The following is a 15,678-nucleotide window of genomic DNA, read 5'->3' as shown; positions in this document are numbered from 1 at the left end:
CGTGCCGGTCGCGGCCCGGCATCAGTCGCGTGCCGTGCCCGCAGCCGCCTCCCGATAGGCGCTCGGCGTCTGCCCGGCCCAGCGCCGGAACGCGCGCGTGAAATTCGCCGGGTCGGTGAATTGCAGCCGCTCGGCGATCGTCTTCAGGTCGAGATCCGACGCGGCGAGCAACTGCTTCGCGTCGCGAAACCGCGCTTCGTCGAGCAACTGCCGATAGCTCGACCCGGCTTCCTCGAGCCGGCGCCGCAGCGTGCGTGTCGACACGAGCAGCGCATCGGCGAGCGTCTCCGGCCCCGGGTAATCGCCGGCCCCGCGTGCCAGCTCCGCACGCACGCGTTCGACCAGATCGCCTTCCTCCTGGCGCACCTGCGCATACTCGCGCTCCACCTGCACGAGCGCCTGCCGGTGCGCGACTTCGTCGGCGAGCGGCAGCGGCCAGTCGAGCACGTCGCGCGCGATCCACAGCGCGTTGGCCGCGCAGCCGAATTCGACCGGCGGCAACTGGTCGCGATAGCGTGCGAAATAGGGCGGCTCCGGCCACGCGAATTGCAGCGCGATCGGCGGCGACGCGCGCCCGGCCCATTGCGAGATGTTCTGCGCGAGCCCGGTCAGCACGAATTCGAACATCACGTGATGCTGCAGCACGGGGCTCGCCTGCACGCCGTGCAGTTCGAGCGTCGCGCCGCGTTCGTCTTCTTCATAGGTCAGGCGATATTGGCGGTTGCGCATCCGGAAGTAGCGCTGCGTGACGGATAGCGCCTCGCGGATGTCCCGCGCGGTCAGGGTCGCGTAGCCGAGAAAGCCGTGCACGGTCGGCTTCAGCAGCAGCCCGAACGCGAGCCCGATGCCCGGATCGCCGCCGATCTCGATCGCATTGAGCACGAGCCGCCCCCATTGCGACGGCGCGACGCGCGCGTCCGGTTCGGCCAGCACCGCATCGCGCAGGCCCGTGCCGGCGCGCACGGCGGCCAGGTCGACACCGCGCGCGGCCAGCGCCTGCAGCAGCAGGCGCGTGTAGGCGACCGGAATCGTCGGCCGGCGCAGCCCGAGGCGGTCCTTGGCGAGAGGGGAGGTCATGTCGTTTTGGCCGGAAATGACAAGCATTATGGCTGTTTGCCCCCTCACGTTCAAGGCGGCGCGCGCCTACGATGTCACGCATCGCTTACTGGCACGATCATCATGACGACACCCTTTCCCCACCTGCTCGCGCCGCTCGATCTCGGCTTCACGACGCTGAAGAACCGCGTCTTGATGGGCTCGATGCACACGGGCCTCGAGGACAGCCGCAAGACGCTGCCGCGGCTCGCCGAATATTTCGCCGAACGCGCGCGCGGTGGCGTGGGCCTGATCGTGACGGGCGGCTTCGCGCCGAACGTGGCCGGCTGGACCAAGCCGTTCGGCGGCACGCTGATGACGTCGGCCGCCGCGCGGCGCCATCGCGAGATCACCGGCGCCGTGCACGCAGAGGACGGCAAGATCGCGCTTCAGATCCTCCATACGGGCCGCTACGGTTATCACCCGTTCGCGGTCGCGCCGTCGAAGATCAAGTCGCCGATTTCGCCGTTCGCGCCGCACGAACTGAGCGCGCGCGGGGTCGAGCGGCAGATCCGCGCGTTCGTCCGTTGCGCGAAGCTCGCGCGTGAAGCCGGTTACGACGGCGTCGAGATCATGGGCTCCGAAGGCTACCTGATCAACCAGTTCATCTCGATGCATACGAACAAGCGCACCGACCAGTGGGGCGGGTCGTACGAGAACCGCATCCGGCTGCCGATCGAGATCATCGAACGCACACGCGAAGCGGTCGGCCGCGATTTCATCCTGATCTACCGGCTGTCGATGCTCGACCTGATTCCGGACGGCAGCGACTGGAGCGAAACCGTGCAGCTCGCGAAGGCCGTCGAGCGCGCGGGCGCGACCATCATCAACACGGGGATCGGCTGGCACGAGGCGCGCGTGCCGACGATCGCGACGTCGGTGCCGCGCGGCGCGTTCGCGTGGGTGACGAAGAAGATGAAGGGCGAGGTCGGCATTCCGCTCGTGACCACCAACCGGATCAATCGCCCCGAAGTGGCCGAGCAGATCCTCGCGGACGGCTGCGCGGACATGGTGTCGATGGCGCGCCCGCTGCTCGCGGATGCCGAGTTCGTGATCAAGGCCGCACAGGGCCGCGCCGACGAGATCAACACCTGTATCGGCTGCAACCAGGCGTGTCTCGATCACGCGTTCAAGAACAAGATCGCGTCGTGCCTGCTGAATCCGCGTGCATGCCACGAGACGGAGCTGAAATACACGCCCGCGCCGCAGCCGAAGCGCATCGCGGTGGTGGGCGCGGGGCCGGCCGGGCTCGCGTGCTCGACCGTGCTCGCGCAGCGCGGCCATCGGGTCGACCTGTTCGACGGCGCGGCCGAGATCGGCGGCCAGTTCAACATGGCCAAGCGGATTCCGGGCAAGGAGGAGTTTCACGAAGCGCTGAGCTACTTCGGCCGCCAGGTCGAGCTGACCGGCGTGAACCTGCACCTGAACCGCCGCGTCGACGCGAGCGACCTGATCGCGGGCGGCTACGACGAAATCGTGCTCGCAACGGGCGTCGCGCCCCGAGACCCGAAGATTCCGGGGCAGGACGGGCCGAACGTGCTCAGCTACATCGATGTGCTCGCGGGCAGGCAGCCGGTCGGCCGGCGGGTCGCGGTGGTGGGCGCGGGCGGAATCGGCTTCGATGTCGCCGAATATCTGGTGCAGGACGGCGAGTCGCCGGCACTCGATCTGGACGAATGGAAGGCCGAGTGGGGCGTGACCGACCCGGCCGCGACGCGTGGCGGCGTGACGCGTGCGCAGGTCACGGCGCCCGCGCGTGAAGTGACGCTGCTGCAGCGCAAGGCCGCGCCGCTCGGCAAGGGGCTCGGCAAGACGACCGGCTGGATTCACCGCGCGACGCTGAAGATGAAGCAGGTGAAGATGATCGGCGGCGTGAACTACGAATTGATCGATGCGCGCGGGCTGCACGTGTCGTACGGCGAGCAGCGCACCGATCACGAGCTGATCGAAGCCGACACGATCGTGCTCTGCACGGGGCAGGAGCCGCAGCGCGCGTTGCTCGCGCCGTTGCAGGCGGCCGGGCGTTCCGTGCACCTGATCGGCGGCGCGGAACTGGCCGCCGAACTCGACGCGAAGCGCGCGATCGATCAGGGTGCGCGCCTCGCGGCGCGGCTGTAACGGTGCGGCCGCGCGTCGCCGCCGTCACTCCATCTCGGCGTGTTGCGTCTCGCGCTCTTCCGCTTCGAGCATCGCCTTGACGATCAGATAAACGGCGGGCAGATCGTCGTCGTCGCGCTTCCAGTCGACGGCTTCCTCGACGTCCGCGGCGACCATCCGGCTGTCGCGCAGCCGGATGAAGGCGTCGACGACCGTCGGATCGTTGCGGTTCAGAAAGCCGGAGTTCGAGAACGCCAGCTCCTCGACATTCAGCAGCGCTTGCCAGCTCATCGTGCGGACGGCGGCCGGATGGCTGCGGCGCCGCAAGCCGAGCGCCCGCTGCGCGGGGCCGCCGACGACACGCTGAAGATCGACGACCGCCTGCCGCGCGGCGCGCTCGAAGTGGACGGGATTGAAGCCGGGTTGCTCGGGATCGAATGCGGATGACTGGAACATGGTCGCCTCACTAAAGACCGTCTCGGGGGACGGAATTCGGGTCAAATGACGCAGAAACACTGTAAATATATACAGTGATCGACGCACTTTCAAGCCCCCGATGACAGCAGATGGCAGCCGTCCGGCAACCGGGCCGTGTCAGACCGCCGCCGCGATGGTCTCCCGCAGCCACCGGTGCGCCGGATCGCGATGCACGCGCTCGTGCCACAGCATCGACATTTCATAGCCGGGCACCTCGACCGGTGCGTCCACCACACGCAACGCAGGCACGTCGCGCACCAGTCGCTCGGGCAGCATCGCGACGAGATCGGTGCTCGCGACGGCCGACATCACGAACAGGAAGTGCGGCACGGACAGCACGACGCGCCGCACGGCCCCGACCTTCGCGAGCGCTTCGTCCGTCACGCCGAAGAAGCCGCCGCCATCGGGCGACACGATCACGTGTTCGAGCGTGCCGAACTGCGCGAGCGTGGGGCGCCGCTTCAGCTTCGGATGCCCGGCGCGGCCGATGAGCACATAACGCTCGACGAACAGCGGCAGGCGCCGCATGCTGGCCGGCGACCCTTCCGTCGTATGAAAGGCGAGGTCGATGCCGTTTCGTTCGGCATCCTGCTCGATGCGCGGCGGCGCGAGTTCGACGACGGCGAGCCGCGTGCCGGGCGCGGCCGAGCGCAGCGTGTGCAGCGCGGGCAGCACGATCGTCGATTCGCCGTAGTCGGTCGCGGCCACGCGCCACGTGTTCGTCGCGGTCGCCGGATCGAACGGTGTGGCCGGAACCACCGCGCGCTCGACGGCTTCGAGCGCATCGCGCAACGGCTCGCGCAGCGTTTCCGCGCGCGCGGTCGGCCGCATCCCGCGCGGCCCCGGCAACAGCAGCGGATCGCCGAACAGGTCGCGCAGTTTTTGCAGCTGCACGCTCACCGACGGCTGCGACATGTTCAGTTTCTCGGCCGCGCGCGTGACGTTGTGCTCGGCGAGCAGCACGTCCAGCGTGACGAGCAGGTTCAGGTCGAGTCGTCTGAGATTATTCATGGCTATACCTGGAATATCAGGAATTCATTTCAAATATACCTTCGACGGCGGCATCCTGTAGTCATTCAATCAAAGGAGTGACGAACATGAATGTGCTGATCGTTTATGCCCATCCCGAACCGCGTTCGCTGAACGGCGCGCTGCGCGACTTTGCCGTCGAGCATCTCGAAGCGGCCGGCCACGCGGTGCAGGTGACGGATCTGTATGCGATGAACTGGAAGGCGGCGTTCGACGCGAACGACGTGACCGGTCGCGCACCCGACGCGCGGTTCGATCCGTCGCTCGACTCGAAGCACGCATTCGCGGCCGGCACGCAAAGCGAAGATATCGCGCGCGAGCAGGAGAAGCTGAAGTGGGCCGACGCGGTGATCCTGCAGTTTCCGCTGTGGTGGTTCTCGATGCCGGCGATCATGAAGGGCTGGGTCGAGCGTGTGTATGCGTACGGTTTTGCTTACGGCGTCGGCGAGCATTCGGAGACGCGCTGGGGCAACCGCTACGGCGAAGGGGCGCTGGCCGGCAAGCGGGCGATGCTGATCGTCACGGCAGGCGGGTGGGAATCGCACTACAGCCCGCGCGGCATCAACGGGCCGATCGACGACGTGCTGTTTCCGATCCAGCACGGGATCTTGTATTACCCGGGGTTCGACGTGCTGCCGCCGTTCGTGATCTACCGGACGGGCAAGATGAACGACGCGCGCTTCGACGAAACGCGTGCGGCGCTCGGCAAGCGCCTCGATGCGTTGTGGACCGCGCAGCCGATTCCGTTCCGGCGACAGAACGCGGGCGATTACGAGATTCCGGCGTTGACGCTGAAGGAGGAGATCGTGCCGGGGACGGTGGGGTTTGCCGCGCATCTGGCGCACGCGTATTGATGACGCATGGCGGGCCCGCTCGGGAAAGCGGCGCGCGGGCATATCGGCACCTGCGCGCGAATCGCGCCGTTTCCGGAGATCGGCGCGACGGATGCGCGGAAGCCGGCCGCGCGGCAATCCGATCCACCCCGGCGGATGACGAAACGAAACGGGCGGCCCGCGATGCAATCGCGGGCCGCCCGTCTTGCCGGAACTCGATCGCCTGCTTACCGATCGTCTTCCCGCACCGAAGACGGATGCCGGCACAGCGCGCGCACTTCCATCTCCATATACGGGAACAGCGGCAACTGGCTCAGCAGGTCATGCAGTTGCTGCACGCTCTCGACGTCGAAGATGCTGACGTTCGCATACTGCCCGGCGATCCGCCACAGATGACGCCAGACACCTTCGTTCATCAGCCGCTGGCACATTGCCTTTTCTTCCGCCTTCAGCGTGGCCGCCTTGACCGGATCCATGTCCGTCGGCAGACGGACGATCATTTCCACATGAAACAGCATCCTGCACTCCTTGCGTTGTCGATTCGTCGAACGGGAAGGCCGCTCACGCCTGCGCGCGGGCTCGCTCGACTTCGCTTGCCGGCACGTCCTGCTTTTCCTTGAGCAGCGAGAAATCGAAGTCGATCAGCGCGAACTGCCCGTCGACGCCGTACGGCTTGCCTTCCGCGCCTTCGGCCTGCTTCACTGCCGGGATCAGCCCGTCGCGCGTTGCGAATGCGAAGTCGTCCCACAGGTGCGGATCGCCTTCGATGTTGATCTGCGTCGTCAGCTTACGATAACCGTCCGCCGAAACGAAGAAGTGAATGTGCGCCGGACGATGGCCGTGGCGGCCGAGCTGGTCGAGCAGTTGCTCGGTCTTGCCGCCCGGCGGCACGCTGTAGCCGACCGGCACCACGCTGCGGAAGCTGTAGCGGCCTTCCGCGTCGGTGCGGATCGAACGGCGCAGGTTGAACGCGGGCTGCGACTGGTCGAAGTACGAGTAGTTGCCGAGATGGTTCGCATGCCACACCTCGACGAGCGCGTTCGCGATCGGCGCGCCGTCTTGGCCGATCACCTTGCCGCGCATCACGAGCGTCTGGCCCGGATCGGTGCCGTCGTCGAGGCGCGCGTGGCCGACCGATTCCGGCGCGCCGGCAACGTACAGCGGCCCCTCGATCGTGCGCGGCGTGCCGCCCTCGATGCCGGCCTTCGCTTCGGCTTCGTCCATCCGCACGTCGAGGAAGCGCTCGAGGCCGAGGCCCGCGGCGATCAGGCCGAGCTCCTTGCCCGCTTCGTTCAGGTAGTTGAGCGCGGTCCAGAATTCGCTCGGCTGCACGTCGAAATCCTCGATCGTGTAGCACAGGTCCTTCATGATCCGGTTGACGATCGCGCGCACGCGCGGGTTGCCGGGCTTCTCCGCGGCGTCGTCGAACGTCTTCAGCAGGGCGTCGATGGCTTGCTTGTCCATGTGTGTCTCCGGTTTCGGTTGTCGTGTGGGGATCAGCGGGCGTCGCGCTTCATGCGTTCGATGCGGGCCCAGTCGAAGGTGATGCCGAGGCCGGGCGTCGCCGGCAGGTGCAGCTTGAAATCCTCGTAGCGCAGCGGCTCGACGAGGATTTCCTCGGTGAGCAGCAGTGGGCCGAACAGCTCGGTGCCCCATTTCAGCGAGTCGAACGTACTGAACAGTTGCGCGGACGCCATCGTGCCGGCCGCGCCCTCGAGCATCGTGCCGCCGTACAGCTCGATGCCGGCCGCCGCCGCGATCGACGCGACGCTCGCCGCGCCCTGCAGGCCGCCCGATTGCGCGATCTTCACGGCGAACACGTCGGCCGCGCGATCCTGCGCGAGCGCGAACGCATCGACGGGGCCGTGCAGCGCCTCGTCGGCCATGATCGGCACCTGCGCGAGCTGCGTGAGGCGTTTCAGCCCCGCGCGGTTGGTCGCGGCGATCGGCTGCTCGACGAGGCTCACGCCCGCTTCCGCGAGCCGTGCGCCGGCCCAGATCGCGTCGGTTTCGCTCCATGCCTGGTTCACGTCGACACGCACGTCGCCGCGCTCGCCGAGCGCGCGCTTGATCGCGACGACGTGTGCGACGTCGCTGGCGACCGCGTTCGAGCCGATCTTCAGCTTGAACGAGCGGTGGCGGCGCGCATCGAGCATCGCTTCGGCTTCCGCGATGTCGCGCTGCGTGTCGCCGCTCGCGAGCGTCCATGCGACGTCCACCGCGTCGGCCCGGCGGCCGCCGAACAGTTCCGACAGCGGCACGCCGAGGCGGCGCGCCTGCGCGTCGAACAACGCGGTCTCGATCGCGCACTTCGCGAAGCGGTTGCCCTGGAACAGCTTGCGGGCGCGCGCCATCGCGGCGCCCGGGCGGGTCGCGTCCATGCCCTGCAGCAACGGCGCGAAGTAGGTGTCGATGTTGACCTTGATGCTTTCGGGGCTCTCCTCGCCGTAGGCGAGGCCGCCGATGGTCGTCGCCTCGCCGACGCCTTCGATACCGTCCGTGCATCGAACGCGAACCAGTACGAGGGTCTGGCAATTCATCGTGGCGACCGACAATTTGTGGGGCCTGATCGTCGGCACGTCGACCAGCAAAGTCTCGATGCGTTCGATGGTGGCGGCAGTTGCTATCATGCGATTCCTCCTGTTGGTGCACATGGTAGGAATTCCCGCCCCGCGTCGTCCAACACTCTTTCCGACTACTTCCATACCTTTGAGGCATGAAATGGAATTGCGCCAGCTCCGCTACTTCATCGCCGTCGCCGAGGAAATGAACATCACGCGGGCGGCCGAGCGGTTGCACATGACGCAGCCGCCGCTGAGCCGCCAGCTCCAGGCGATCGAGGACGAGATCGGGCTGCCGCTGTTCGAACGCGGCGCGCGGCCGCTGAAGCTGACGGATGCGGGGCGCGTGTTCTACGCGCAGGCGAAGCGCCTCGTCGACCAGGCCGACGAGCTCGGCCCGCTGACGCGGCGGCTCGCGCAGCTGTCGGAGCGGATCGTGATCGGCTTCGTGCCGTCGACGCTGTACGGCGCGCTGCCGGACGTGATCCGCGCGTTTCGCGAGGCGCAGCCGGACGTCGAACTGTCGCTGATCGAAATGTTCACGCTCGAACAGCTCGGCGCGCTGAAGGGCGGGCGGATCGACGTTGGGTTCGGCCGCCTGCGGTTCGACGACGACCAGCTGGTGCGCGAGGCGCTGATCGAGGAAAAGCTGATCGCCGCGCTGCCGGTCGGGCATCCGCTCGCCGATCCCGATCGGCCGCTCGCGCTCGCGGATATCGCGAACGAGACGCTGATCGTCTATCCGAGCACGCCGCGGCCGAGCTTCGCCGATCAGCAGCTGTCCGCGCTGCGCGACGGCGCGCTGGTGCCGGCGGCCGTGCACGAGGTGCGCGAGCTGCAGACGGCGCTCGGGCTCGTGGCCGCGCAGGTCGGCGTGTCGCTGGTGCCGGAGAGCGTGGAGGGCGTGCGCGTGAAGGGCGTGGTCTACCGGCGGTTGCCGGAGCCGGCCGCGACGTCGCCGATCATCATGAGCCGCCGGCTGCACGGCGAAAGCGCCGCCACGGCCGCGTTCTGCGCGATTGCGCGGGAGATGATCGGGGCGTCGGCCTGACGGGCGTCGCCGCCTTCAAGCATCGCAACTAACGGTCTGTTTTGGCGTGCGCCGGTGGATGCAGAGGGGGTGTCGTAATGTCACGCGCGTCGATGGAAGTGCCGCGCTGGTTTTGCGAGTCGCAGGCCACAAGCCACAAGCCGCATGCCACCGGCCGCGCCAGCGAACGCGTCGCTATCGCTTCACGTCGAGCGTTTCCGACGGAGACTCGCCGAATTTTTCCCGATAGGCGATCGCGAACCGGCCAAGGTGCGTAAACCCGCAATCGAGCGCGACATCGGCGATCCGCCGGTCGGACGCCGCGCCGCGCAGCAGCTCGCGCGCATGGTCGAGCCGCGTCGCGCGCAGGTATTGCATCGGGCTCATGCCCCGGAACTGCAGGAACGCGTCGCGCAGCGTCCGTTCCGGCACGTTGGCGGCCTGGACGATATCGGCGAGTTGCAGCGGCTGCGCGTAGTGCGCGTCCACGAACTCCTGCGCGCGCCGCAGGAAGCCCGGCGCGGGGTCGCGGTGCGAGGCGTGCGGCACGGACGGCGGGTGGCCTTCGATCAGCAGGTCGATCAGCAGGTGCTCGAGCTGCGACGCGACGCGCGGGTTCGCGTTCGCGCGCTCGAGCAGCTCGGGCGAGCGGGCGACGAGCATCAGTTGCTGGCGCCACGCGGTGAGCGCGGCGTCGCTGACATGCAGCACCGGGTCGAGCGTCGCGCGCGGGTCGCCCGTCAGCGAGCCGACCGTGGCCGCGTCGATGCGCAGCACGAACTGCTCGCAATCGGCCGACAGCACCGCGTCGAAGCGCTCGCCGGGCGCGCACAGCACGCCGGTCTGGCCGTCGACGCCGAGCTGCCGCCCCATCGCGCGCACCTCGGCCTGGCCGGACAGGCAGAACATCAGCAGGTAGTAGCCGTCGACCGCGTCGACCTGCACGCGCATCGCGTCGCCGAATGCGATTGTGCCGATCCCGAGCCCGCCGAGCCGGACGAAATCCATGTGCGACGCGCCATGCGTGTGGCCGTTCGGCAGCAGCGCATGCGGCTGCATCACGCGCGAGATCCGCTCGCGCGTCTCGTCGAGATCGCGGGATTCGAACAGCCGGTGCGCGCGCAGCGCGAGCGGCTCGAACGACGTTGGGGACATGGGCCTCAGCCTTTGTATGAGCGACGCGCGCTTCGATCCGATGAATGGGTCGCGATCGTGCGCAGGGTCGTGTGTGCCGTCATGCTAGCTCAGAAATCCGCCGAAAGTGGATATTGCGCCGCCGCAATCGCACTTTCCGGATAGACGGGGAATATTAGCCTTTCAAAAATGGACTCCATCTTGTTAATGAAACGGAACCACAAGGAGTCCGACATGGAGCAGACAGAATCGCCCGTCGTGTTCGCCTCGCGCGACGACGCGTCCGACGTGAGCTTTCCGCACGACGACGGCTCGCGCGTGCCGTACAAGGTGTTCAGCTCGCAGGCCGTCTACGAACGCGAGCAGGAACGCATCTTTCGCGGCCCGACGTGGAACTTCGTCGCGCTGGAAGCGGAAATCCCGAACGCCGGCGATTTCAAGAGCACGTTCGTCGGCGATACGCCGGTGGTCGTCACGCGCACGGAGGACGGCGCGCTTTCCGCGTGGGTGAACCGCTGCGCGCACCGCGGCGCGCAGGTGTGCCGCAAGTCGCGCGGCAACGCGAGCTCGCATACGTGCGTGTATCACCAGTGGAGCTTCGACAACTCGGGCAACCTGCTGGGTGTGCCGTTCCGGCGCGGCCAGAAGGGGATGTCCGGGATGCCGGCCGACTTCGACCCGAAGCAGCACGGGCTGCGCAAGCTGCGTGTCGACAGCTATCGCGGGCTCGTGTTCGCCACCTTCAGCGACGACGTGATGCCGCTGCCCGACTATCTCGGCGAGCAGATGCGCCCGTGGATCGACCGGATCTTCCACAAGCCGATCGAGTATCTCGGCTGCACGCGCCAGTATTCGAAGTCGAACTGGAAGCTGTACATGGAGAACGTGAAGGACCCGTATCACGCGAGCATGCTGCACCTGTTCCATACGACCTTCAACATCTTCCGCGTCGGGATGAAGGCGCGCTCGATTCCGGATGCGAACCACGGGCTGCACAGCATCATCACGGTGACGAAGACGGGCGACGATACGTCGGCCGCGTACAAGCAGCAGAACATTCGCTCGTTCGACGAAGGTTTCCATCTGGAAGACGAATCGATTCTCGATCTCGTGTCGGAATACGACGAGGACTGCACGAACCATATCCAGCCGATCTTCCCGCAGCTCGTGATCCAGCAGATCCACAACACGCTGGTCGCCCGCCAGATCCTGCCGAAGGGCCCCGACAACTTCGAGCTGATCTTCCACTTCTTCGGCTACGCGGACGATACGCCCGAGCTGCGCGCGCTGCGAATCAAGCAGGCGAACCTCGTCGGGCCGGCCGGCTACATCTCGATGGAGGACACGGAGGCGACCGAGCTCGTGCAGCGCGGCACGGTGCGCGACGGCGACGCGACGTCGGTGATCGAGATGTCGCGCGGCAATCCGGACCAGCAGGACACGGTGATCACCGAAAGCCTGATCCGCAAGTTCTGGGTCGGCTACCAGAAGCTGATGGGCTATTGAAGCGGGAGCGCGGAACGATGGAAAACCTGACGGAAGACATGAAGACGTGGTTCGAGATTTACATGCTCCAGAACCGCTACATCGGGCACCTCGACAACAACCGGCTCGAGGAATGGCCGACGATGTTCACCGAGGACTGCACGTACGAAATCGTGCCGAAGGAAAACGCCGACCTCGGGCTGCCGGTCGGGATCGTCCACTGCACGAACCAGCGGATGCTGCGCGACCGCGTGGTGTCGCTGCGGCACGCGAACATCTACGAAGAGCATACGTACCGGCACATGACGTCGGGCCTGACGATCGTCGCGGAACGTGACGGCGAGATCGACACCGAGAGCAACTACGTCGTCGTGCAGACGCGCAGCAACGGCGAATCGAACGTGTACCAGGCCGGCAAGTACTACGACACGGTCGTGCGCACGCCGGACGGGCTGCGCTACAAGACCAAGCGGGTGATCTACGACACGTCGCGCGTGCAGACGCTGCTCGCGACCCCGATCTGATACGGAAGCAAGGAACAGTCATGACTGAAGCAACGCTCGCCGAGTGGCACCCGCTCGGCGCTTTCGACGAATTCTCCGAAGACGAACCGGCGGCGCGCGTCGCCGGCCAGAAGCCGATCGCCGTGTTCCGGATCGGCGACGAACTGTTCGCGATGCACGATCTCTGCACGCACGGCCATGCGCGGCTGTCCGAGGGGTATGTGGAGGACGGCTGCGTCGAATGCCCGCTGCACCAGGGGCTGATCGACATTCGCACCGGCGCGCCGAAATGCGCGCCGATCACGGAGCCGGTGCGTACCTATCCGATCCGGATCGTCGACGGGCAGGTGGAAGTCAATGTCGGCTGATCCGTTCGTGATCGTCGGCGCCGGCCACGCGGCGCGGCGCACGGCCGAAGCGGTGCGCGAGCGCGACGCCGCGGCGCGCATCGTGATGATCGGCGCGGAACGCGAGCTGCCGTACGACCGGCCCGCGCTGTCGAAGGATGCGCTGCTGAGCGACGGCGGCGAGCAGCGTGCGTTCGTGCGCGATGCCGCGTGGTACGACGCGCAGCGCATCGAGCTGCGGCTCGGCACGCGCGTCGAGGCGATCGAGCGCGATGCGTTGCGCGTGCGGCTCGACGACGGCACGACGCTGCCTTATGCGCGGCTCGTGCTGGCGACGGGCTCGCGGGTGCGCACGTTTGTCGGTGAGATCGACGAAGGTGTCACGCCGCACTACGTCCGCACGGTCGACGATGCGCGTGCGTTGCGCGCGCAGCTCGCGCCGGGGCGCCGCGTGGCGGTGCTCGGGGGCGGTTTCATCGGCCTCGAGGTCGCGGCGGCGGCGCGCCAGCTCGGTTGCGACGTGACGGTGATCGATCCGGCGCCGCGCCTGCTGCAGCGCGCGTTGCCGGAAGTCGTCGGCGCGTATGCGCATCGGCTGCACGACGCGCGCGGCGTGGTCTTCCGGATGGCGACGCTGCCGCGCGCGATCCGTCGCGCGCCGGGTGGCGGCGCGATCGTCGAGACCGATCGTGGCGACGTGCCGGCCGATCTCGTCGTGGTCGGCATCGGGGTGGTGCCGAATGTCGAGCTCGCGCACGCAGCGGGGCTCGATGTCGAAAACGGGATACGTGTCGACGCGGGCTGTCGTACGGTCGATCCCGCGATCTTCGCGGCGGGCGAGGTGACGATGCACTTCAATCCGTTGCTCGGGCGTCACGTGCGGATCGAATCGTGGCAGGTGGCCGAAAACCAGCCGGCTGTCGCGGCGGCGAACCTGCTCGGTGCCGACGAAACCTATGCGGAGCTGCCGTGGTTGTGGTCCGATCAGTACGACTGCAACCTGCAGATGCTCGGGTTGTTCGGCAGCGAACGCACGATCGTCGTGCGCGGCGATCCGGCGAACGGGCCGTTCACCGTGTTCGGGCTGGGGGACGACGGCAGGATCGTCGCGGCGGCCGCGGCGAACCAGGGGCGCGACATCGGCGCATCGCGCCGGCTGATCGCGGCGGGGGCGGTGCCCGATCCGGTGAAGCTCGCCGATCCGACGGTGAATCTGAAGACGTTCCTGTAACGGCGGCAGGCGCGGCGAGTATGGCAGGCGCGGTGGACGGATGGCGTCGGCGACGACGTCGCCGGCCGCGCGTTTGCCGGACGATTGCGCGACGTGGCGGGTGACGTCATGCTCGGCGGCGATCGCGCGGGGCCGTCGCGTTTCATGCCGCGCGTTTGTCGGCCGGTGCGAAATCGGGGATATTAGCGGCATCGCCGATTCGCCTGCCGCCATGACGCCAGACAAAGCCCTCGAACTGAAACGCAGCAAGCGCCGCGCGCTATGGCTGCTGCTGGCCGCCGTCGCGGTGTTCGTCACGACGATCCTGCTGCCGCGTGGCCCGTGGGTCGACGGCTTCAAGGCCGTGGCCGAAGCCGCGATGGTCGGCGCGCTCGCCGACTGGTTCGCGGTCGTCGCGCTGTTCCGCCGTGTACCGATCCCGTTCGTGTCGCGTCATACCGAGATCATTCCGAAGAACAAGGACAAGATCGCCGACAACCTCGCGGTGTTCGTGCGCGAGAAGTTCCTCGGCCCCGACGCGCTCGCCGCGCAGATCCGCCAGCACGATCCCGCGCAGAAACTCGGCGCGTGGCTCGGCGAGCCGGCAAACACTGACGCGCTCGGCGGCTATGTGACGAAGCTGATGAGTTTCGCGCTCGACATGACCGACGACGCGCGGATCCAGTCGTTCGTCCACGATGCGTTTCGCGCGGTGATCGACCGGGTCGACCTGTCGCAATCGGCCGGCGCGATCCTCGACACGCTGACGAAGGACGGCCGCCACCAGGTGCTGCTCGACGACGCGATCGAACAGGTGGTCGACGTGCTCGACAAGGAAGAAAACCGCGAGGTGATCGCGGGTTTCATCGTCGAATGGCTGAAGACGCAGTACCCGAAGGTCGAGAAGATCATGCCGACGCAGTGGTTCGGCGAGAACGGCGCGCGGATGCTCGCGAGCGCGGTGAGCCGCGTGCTGGAAGGCGTGGCGGCGGACCCCGAGCACGAGCTGCGGCAGCGCTTCGACCGGACGGTCGTGCGGCTGACCGAGCGGTTGAAGCACGATCCCGCGTTCATCGCGAAGGGCGAGGAGATCAAGCGTTACGTTCGCGACGGCGCCGCGTTCAACGAGTATGTCCGCGACTTGTGGGATCAGTTGCGCGCGTGGCTGAAGGCCGATCTCGCGCGCCCCGATTCGGCGCTGCACAGGCAGGCGGCGACGCTCGGCGGCTGGCTCGGCGCGCGGCTGGCGGAGAGTCCGGCATTGCGTGCATCGCTGAACGAGCATGTCGAGAAGGCCGTGCACGAGATGGCGCCGGATTTCGCGGATTTCCTGATGCGCCATATCCGCGACACGGTGCGCAACTGGGATGCGCGCGAGATGTCGCGGCAGATCGAGCTGAACATCGGCAAGGACCTGCAATACATCCGCATCAACGGCACGCTGGTCGGCGGGCTGATCGGGCTCGGGTTGTATCTGGTGTCGCTGGTGCCGCGCTGGGCGGCCGGCTGGCTGCACTGACGCGGCCACGGGTATCGCGGGAGGGCGCGGAGTGTGCGACGGGCCGCGCCCGCGCGTCATGCATGCGCTTTCGCGCCGTGCAGTTGCAGGCCGAGCGCCTTGATGACCTTCAGGATGGTGCCGAAGCTCGGGTTGCCGTCGTGCGACAGCGCCTTGTACAGCCCTTCGCGCGACAGGCCCGCGTCGCGCGCGACCTGCGACATGCCGCGTGCGCGTGCGATCACGCCGAGCGCGTGCGCGATGAAGGCCGGATCGTCGCCGGCTTCCTGCAGGCACGCTTCGAAGTAGTCGGCCATGTCGTCTTCGGTCTTCAGATGGTCGGCCGAATCCCACGGCCGGGTGCTGATCTTGTCCATCG

The 15,678-nt window shown here is 67.4% G+C and carries 16 protein-coding genes; 8 read left to right on the top strand and 8 right to left on the bottom strand.

The features are described 5' to 3' along the window. Positions 1-21: 21 nt before the first annotated feature. Positions 22-1,104 carry an AraC family transcriptional regulator gene (locus ACTJLD_RS07280; protein WP_091920101.1) on the bottom strand — a complete coding sequence of 361 codons (1,083 nt, stop codon included), beginning with the start codon at positions 1,102-1,104 and terminating at the stop codon, positions 22-24. A gap of 75 nt (positions 1,105-1,179) precedes the next feature. On the opposite strand from ACTJLD_RS07280, the gene ACTJLD_RS07275 reads away from it, so the two are divergent. Further along, positions 1,180-3,213, top strand: a complete 2,034-nt coding sequence (locus tag ACTJLD_RS07275) for an NADPH-dependent 2,4-dienoyl-CoA reductase (RefSeq protein WP_134256641.1) — start codon at positions 1,180-1,182, stop codon at positions 3,211-3,213. A 24-nt stretch (positions 3,214-3,237) separates the two neighbouring features. Here ACTJLD_RS07275 and ACTJLD_RS07270 read toward each other — a convergent pair whose 3' ends face one another. Beyond that, positions 3,238-3,648, bottom strand: coding sequence for a DUF2471 family protein (locus ACTJLD_RS07270; protein WP_027790981.1), 411 nt, complete (start codon positions 3,646-3,648; stop codon positions 3,238-3,240). Positions 3,649-3,786: 138 nt separating this feature from the next. Next, the gene (locus ACTJLD_RS07265) at positions 3,787-4,680 is read right to left on the bottom strand and encodes a LysR family transcriptional regulator (RefSeq protein WP_226185337.1); all 894 of its coding nucleotides are present in this window, start codon (positions 4,678-4,680) and stop codon (positions 3,787-3,789) included. An 86-nt stretch (positions 4,681-4,766) separates the two neighbouring features. Here ACTJLD_RS07265 and ACTJLD_RS07260 point away from each other — a divergent pair, with 86 nt between their 5' ends. Then, positions 4,767-5,552 carry an NAD(P)H-dependent oxidoreductase gene (locus tag ACTJLD_RS07260; protein ID WP_027790982.1) on the top strand — a complete coding sequence of 262 codons (786 nt, stop codon included), beginning with the start codon at positions 4,767-4,769 and terminating at the stop codon, positions 5,550-5,552. A 206-nt stretch (positions 5,553-5,758) separates the two neighbouring features. Here the strand turns inward: ACTJLD_RS07260 and catC are convergent, their stop codons facing one another. Genes catC through ACTJLD_RS07245 form a run of 3 tightly spaced genes read right to left on the bottom strand, consistent with a single transcriptional unit; the run spans position 5,759 to position 8,161 of the window. After that, entirely contained in the window at positions 5,759-6,049 is a 291-nt protein-coding gene (gene catC, locus ACTJLD_RS07255) for a muconolactone Delta-isomerase (RefSeq protein ID WP_440658418.1), read from the bottom strand. Positions 6,050-6,092: 43 nt separating this feature from the next. Continuing rightward, positions 6,093-6,995, bottom strand: a complete 903-nt coding sequence (gene catA, locus ACTJLD_RS07250; RefSeq protein ID WP_060373380.1) for a catechol 1,2-dioxygenase — start codon at positions 6,993-6,995, stop codon at positions 6,093-6,095. 32 nt (positions 6,996-7,027) lie between these two features. Continuing rightward, positions 7,028-8,161, bottom strand: a complete 1,134-nt coding sequence (locus tag ACTJLD_RS07245; RefSeq protein WP_440658416.1) for a muconate/chloromuconate family cycloisomerase — start codon at positions 8,159-8,161, stop codon at positions 7,028-7,030. Between the two features lie 91 nt (positions 8,162-8,252). Here ACTJLD_RS07245 and ACTJLD_RS07240 point away from each other — a divergent pair, with 91 nt between their 5' ends. Continuing rightward, positions 8,253-9,143 (top strand): LysR family transcriptional regulator, encoded by an 891-nt coding sequence (locus ACTJLD_RS07240; RefSeq protein ID WP_021157296.1) that lies wholly within the window; start codon positions 8,253-8,255, stop codon positions 9,141-9,143. Between the two features lie 174 nt (positions 9,144-9,317). On the opposite strand, the gene andR is transcribed toward ACTJLD_RS07240, so the two are convergent. Beyond that, entirely contained in the window at positions 9,318-10,277 is a 960-nt protein-coding gene (gene andR, locus ACTJLD_RS07235) for an anthranilate 1,2-dioxygenase regulatory protein AndR (RefSeq protein ID WP_440658414.1), read from the bottom strand. Positions 10,278-10,490: 213 nt separating this feature from the next. On the opposite strand from andR, the gene andAc reads away from it, so the two are divergent. The 5 genes from andAc to ACTJLD_RS07210 all read left to right on the top strand — a co-directional run bounded on the left by andAc (position 10,491) and on the right by ACTJLD_RS07210 (position 15,320). After that, positions 10,491-11,762, top strand: coding sequence for an anthranilate 1,2-dioxygenase large subunit AndAc (gene andAc / locus ACTJLD_RS07230; RefSeq protein WP_440658413.1), 1,272 nt, complete (start codon positions 10,491-10,493; stop codon positions 11,760-11,762). A 17-nt stretch (positions 11,763-11,779) separates the two neighbouring features. After that, the gene (gene andAd / locus ACTJLD_RS07225; protein ID WP_034196026.1) at positions 11,780-12,265 is read left to right on the top strand and encodes an anthranilate 1,2-dioxygenase small subunit AndAd; all 486 of its coding nucleotides are present in this window, start codon (positions 11,780-11,782) and stop codon (positions 12,263-12,265) included. Between the two features lie 20 nt (positions 12,266-12,285). After that, on the top strand, positions 12,286-12,612 hold the full coding sequence (andAb, locus tag ACTJLD_RS07220; protein ID WP_006479527.1) for an anthranilate 1,2-dioxygenase ferredoxin subunit AndAb: 327 nt from the start codon (positions 12,286-12,288) through the stop codon (positions 12,610-12,612). Beyond that, positions 12,602-13,822 carry an anthranilate 1,2-dioxygenase system ferredoxin--NAD(+) reductase gene (gene andAa / locus ACTJLD_RS07215; protein WP_440658412.1) on the top strand — a complete coding sequence of 407 codons (1,221 nt, stop codon included), beginning with the start codon at positions 12,602-12,604 and terminating at the stop codon, positions 13,820-13,822. The genes andAb and andAa overlap by 11 nt, the downstream gene beginning before the upstream one ends. A gap of 211 nt (positions 13,823-14,033) precedes the next feature. Continuing rightward, entirely contained in the window at positions 14,034-15,320 is a 1,287-nt protein-coding gene (locus tag ACTJLD_RS07210; RefSeq protein WP_059684715.1) for a DUF445 domain-containing protein, read from the top strand. Positions 15,321-15,376: 56 nt separating this feature from the next. Here the strand turns inward: ACTJLD_RS07210 and ACTJLD_RS07205 are convergent, their stop codons facing one another. Beyond that, positions 15,377-15,676: an addiction module antidote protein gene (locus tag ACTJLD_RS07205; RefSeq protein ID WP_021157290.1), complete on the bottom strand. Its 300-nt coding sequence runs from the start codon at positions 15,674-15,676 to the stop codon at positions 15,377-15,379. Between the last annotated feature and the right edge of the window lie 2 nt (positions 15,677-15,678).

The organism is Burkholderia sp. 22088, from assembly GCF_052045915.1.
GTDB lineage: Bacteria > Pseudomonadota > Gammaproteobacteria > Burkholderiales > Burkholderiaceae > Burkholderia > Burkholderia cepacia.
This window is presented reverse-complemented; position numbering and strand designations above follow the sequence as displayed.

Coding starts and splice junctions, on each gene's coding strand:
- ACTJLD_RS07280 (WP_091920101.1), bottom strand. CDS start 1,104: ATGCTTGTCATTTCCGGCCAAAACGACATGACCTCCCCTCTCGCCAAG.
- ACTJLD_RS07275 (WP_134256641.1), top strand. CDS start 1,180: ATGACGACACCCTTTCCCCACCTGCTCGCGCCGCTCGATCTCGGCTTC.
- ACTJLD_RS07270 (WP_027790981.1), bottom strand. CDS start 3,648: ATGTTCCAGTCATCCGCATTCGATCCCGAGCAACCCGGCTTCAATCCC.
- ACTJLD_RS07265 (WP_226185337.1), bottom strand. CDS start 4,680: ATGAATAATCTCAGACGACTCGACCTGAACCTGCTCGTCACGCTGGAC.
- ACTJLD_RS07260 (WP_027790982.1), top strand. CDS start 4,767: ATGAATGTGCTGATCGTTTATGCCCATCCCGAACCGCGTTCGCTGAAC.
- catC (WP_440658418.1), bottom strand. CDS start 6,049: ATGCTGTTTCATGTGGAAATGATCGTCCGTCTGCCGACGGACATGGAT.
- catA (WP_060373380.1), bottom strand. CDS start 6,995: ATGGACAAGCAAGCCATCGACGCCCTGCTGAAGACGTTCGACGACGCC.
- ACTJLD_RS07245 (WP_440658416.1), bottom strand. CDS start 8,161: ATGATAGCAACTGCCGCCACCATCGAACGCATCGAGACTTTGCTGGTC.
- ACTJLD_RS07240 (WP_021157296.1), top strand. CDS start 8,253: ATGGAATTGCGCCAGCTCCGCTACTTCATCGCCGTCGCCGAGGAAATG.
- andR (WP_440658414.1), bottom strand. CDS start 10,277: ATGTCCCCAACGTCGTTCGAGCCGCTCGCGCTGCGCGCGCACCGGCTG.
- andAc (WP_440658413.1), top strand. CDS start 10,491: ATGGAGCAGACAGAATCGCCCGTCGTGTTCGCCTCGCGCGACGACGCG.
- andAd (WP_034196026.1), top strand. CDS start 11,780: ATGGAAAACCTGACGGAAGACATGAAGACGTGGTTCGAGATTTACATG.
- andAb (WP_006479527.1), top strand. CDS start 12,286: ATGACTGAAGCAACGCTCGCCGAGTGGCACCCGCTCGGCGCTTTCGAC.
- andAa (WP_440658412.1), top strand. CDS start 12,602: ATGTCGGCTGATCCGTTCGTGATCGTCGGCGCCGGCCACGCGGCGCGG.
- ACTJLD_RS07210 (WP_059684715.1), top strand. CDS start 14,034: ATGACGCCAGACAAAGCCCTCGAACTGAAACGCAGCAAGCGCCGCGCG.
- ACTJLD_RS07205 (WP_021157290.1), bottom strand. CDS start 15,676: ATGGACAAGATCAGCACCCGGCCGTGGGATTCGGCCGACCATCTGAAG.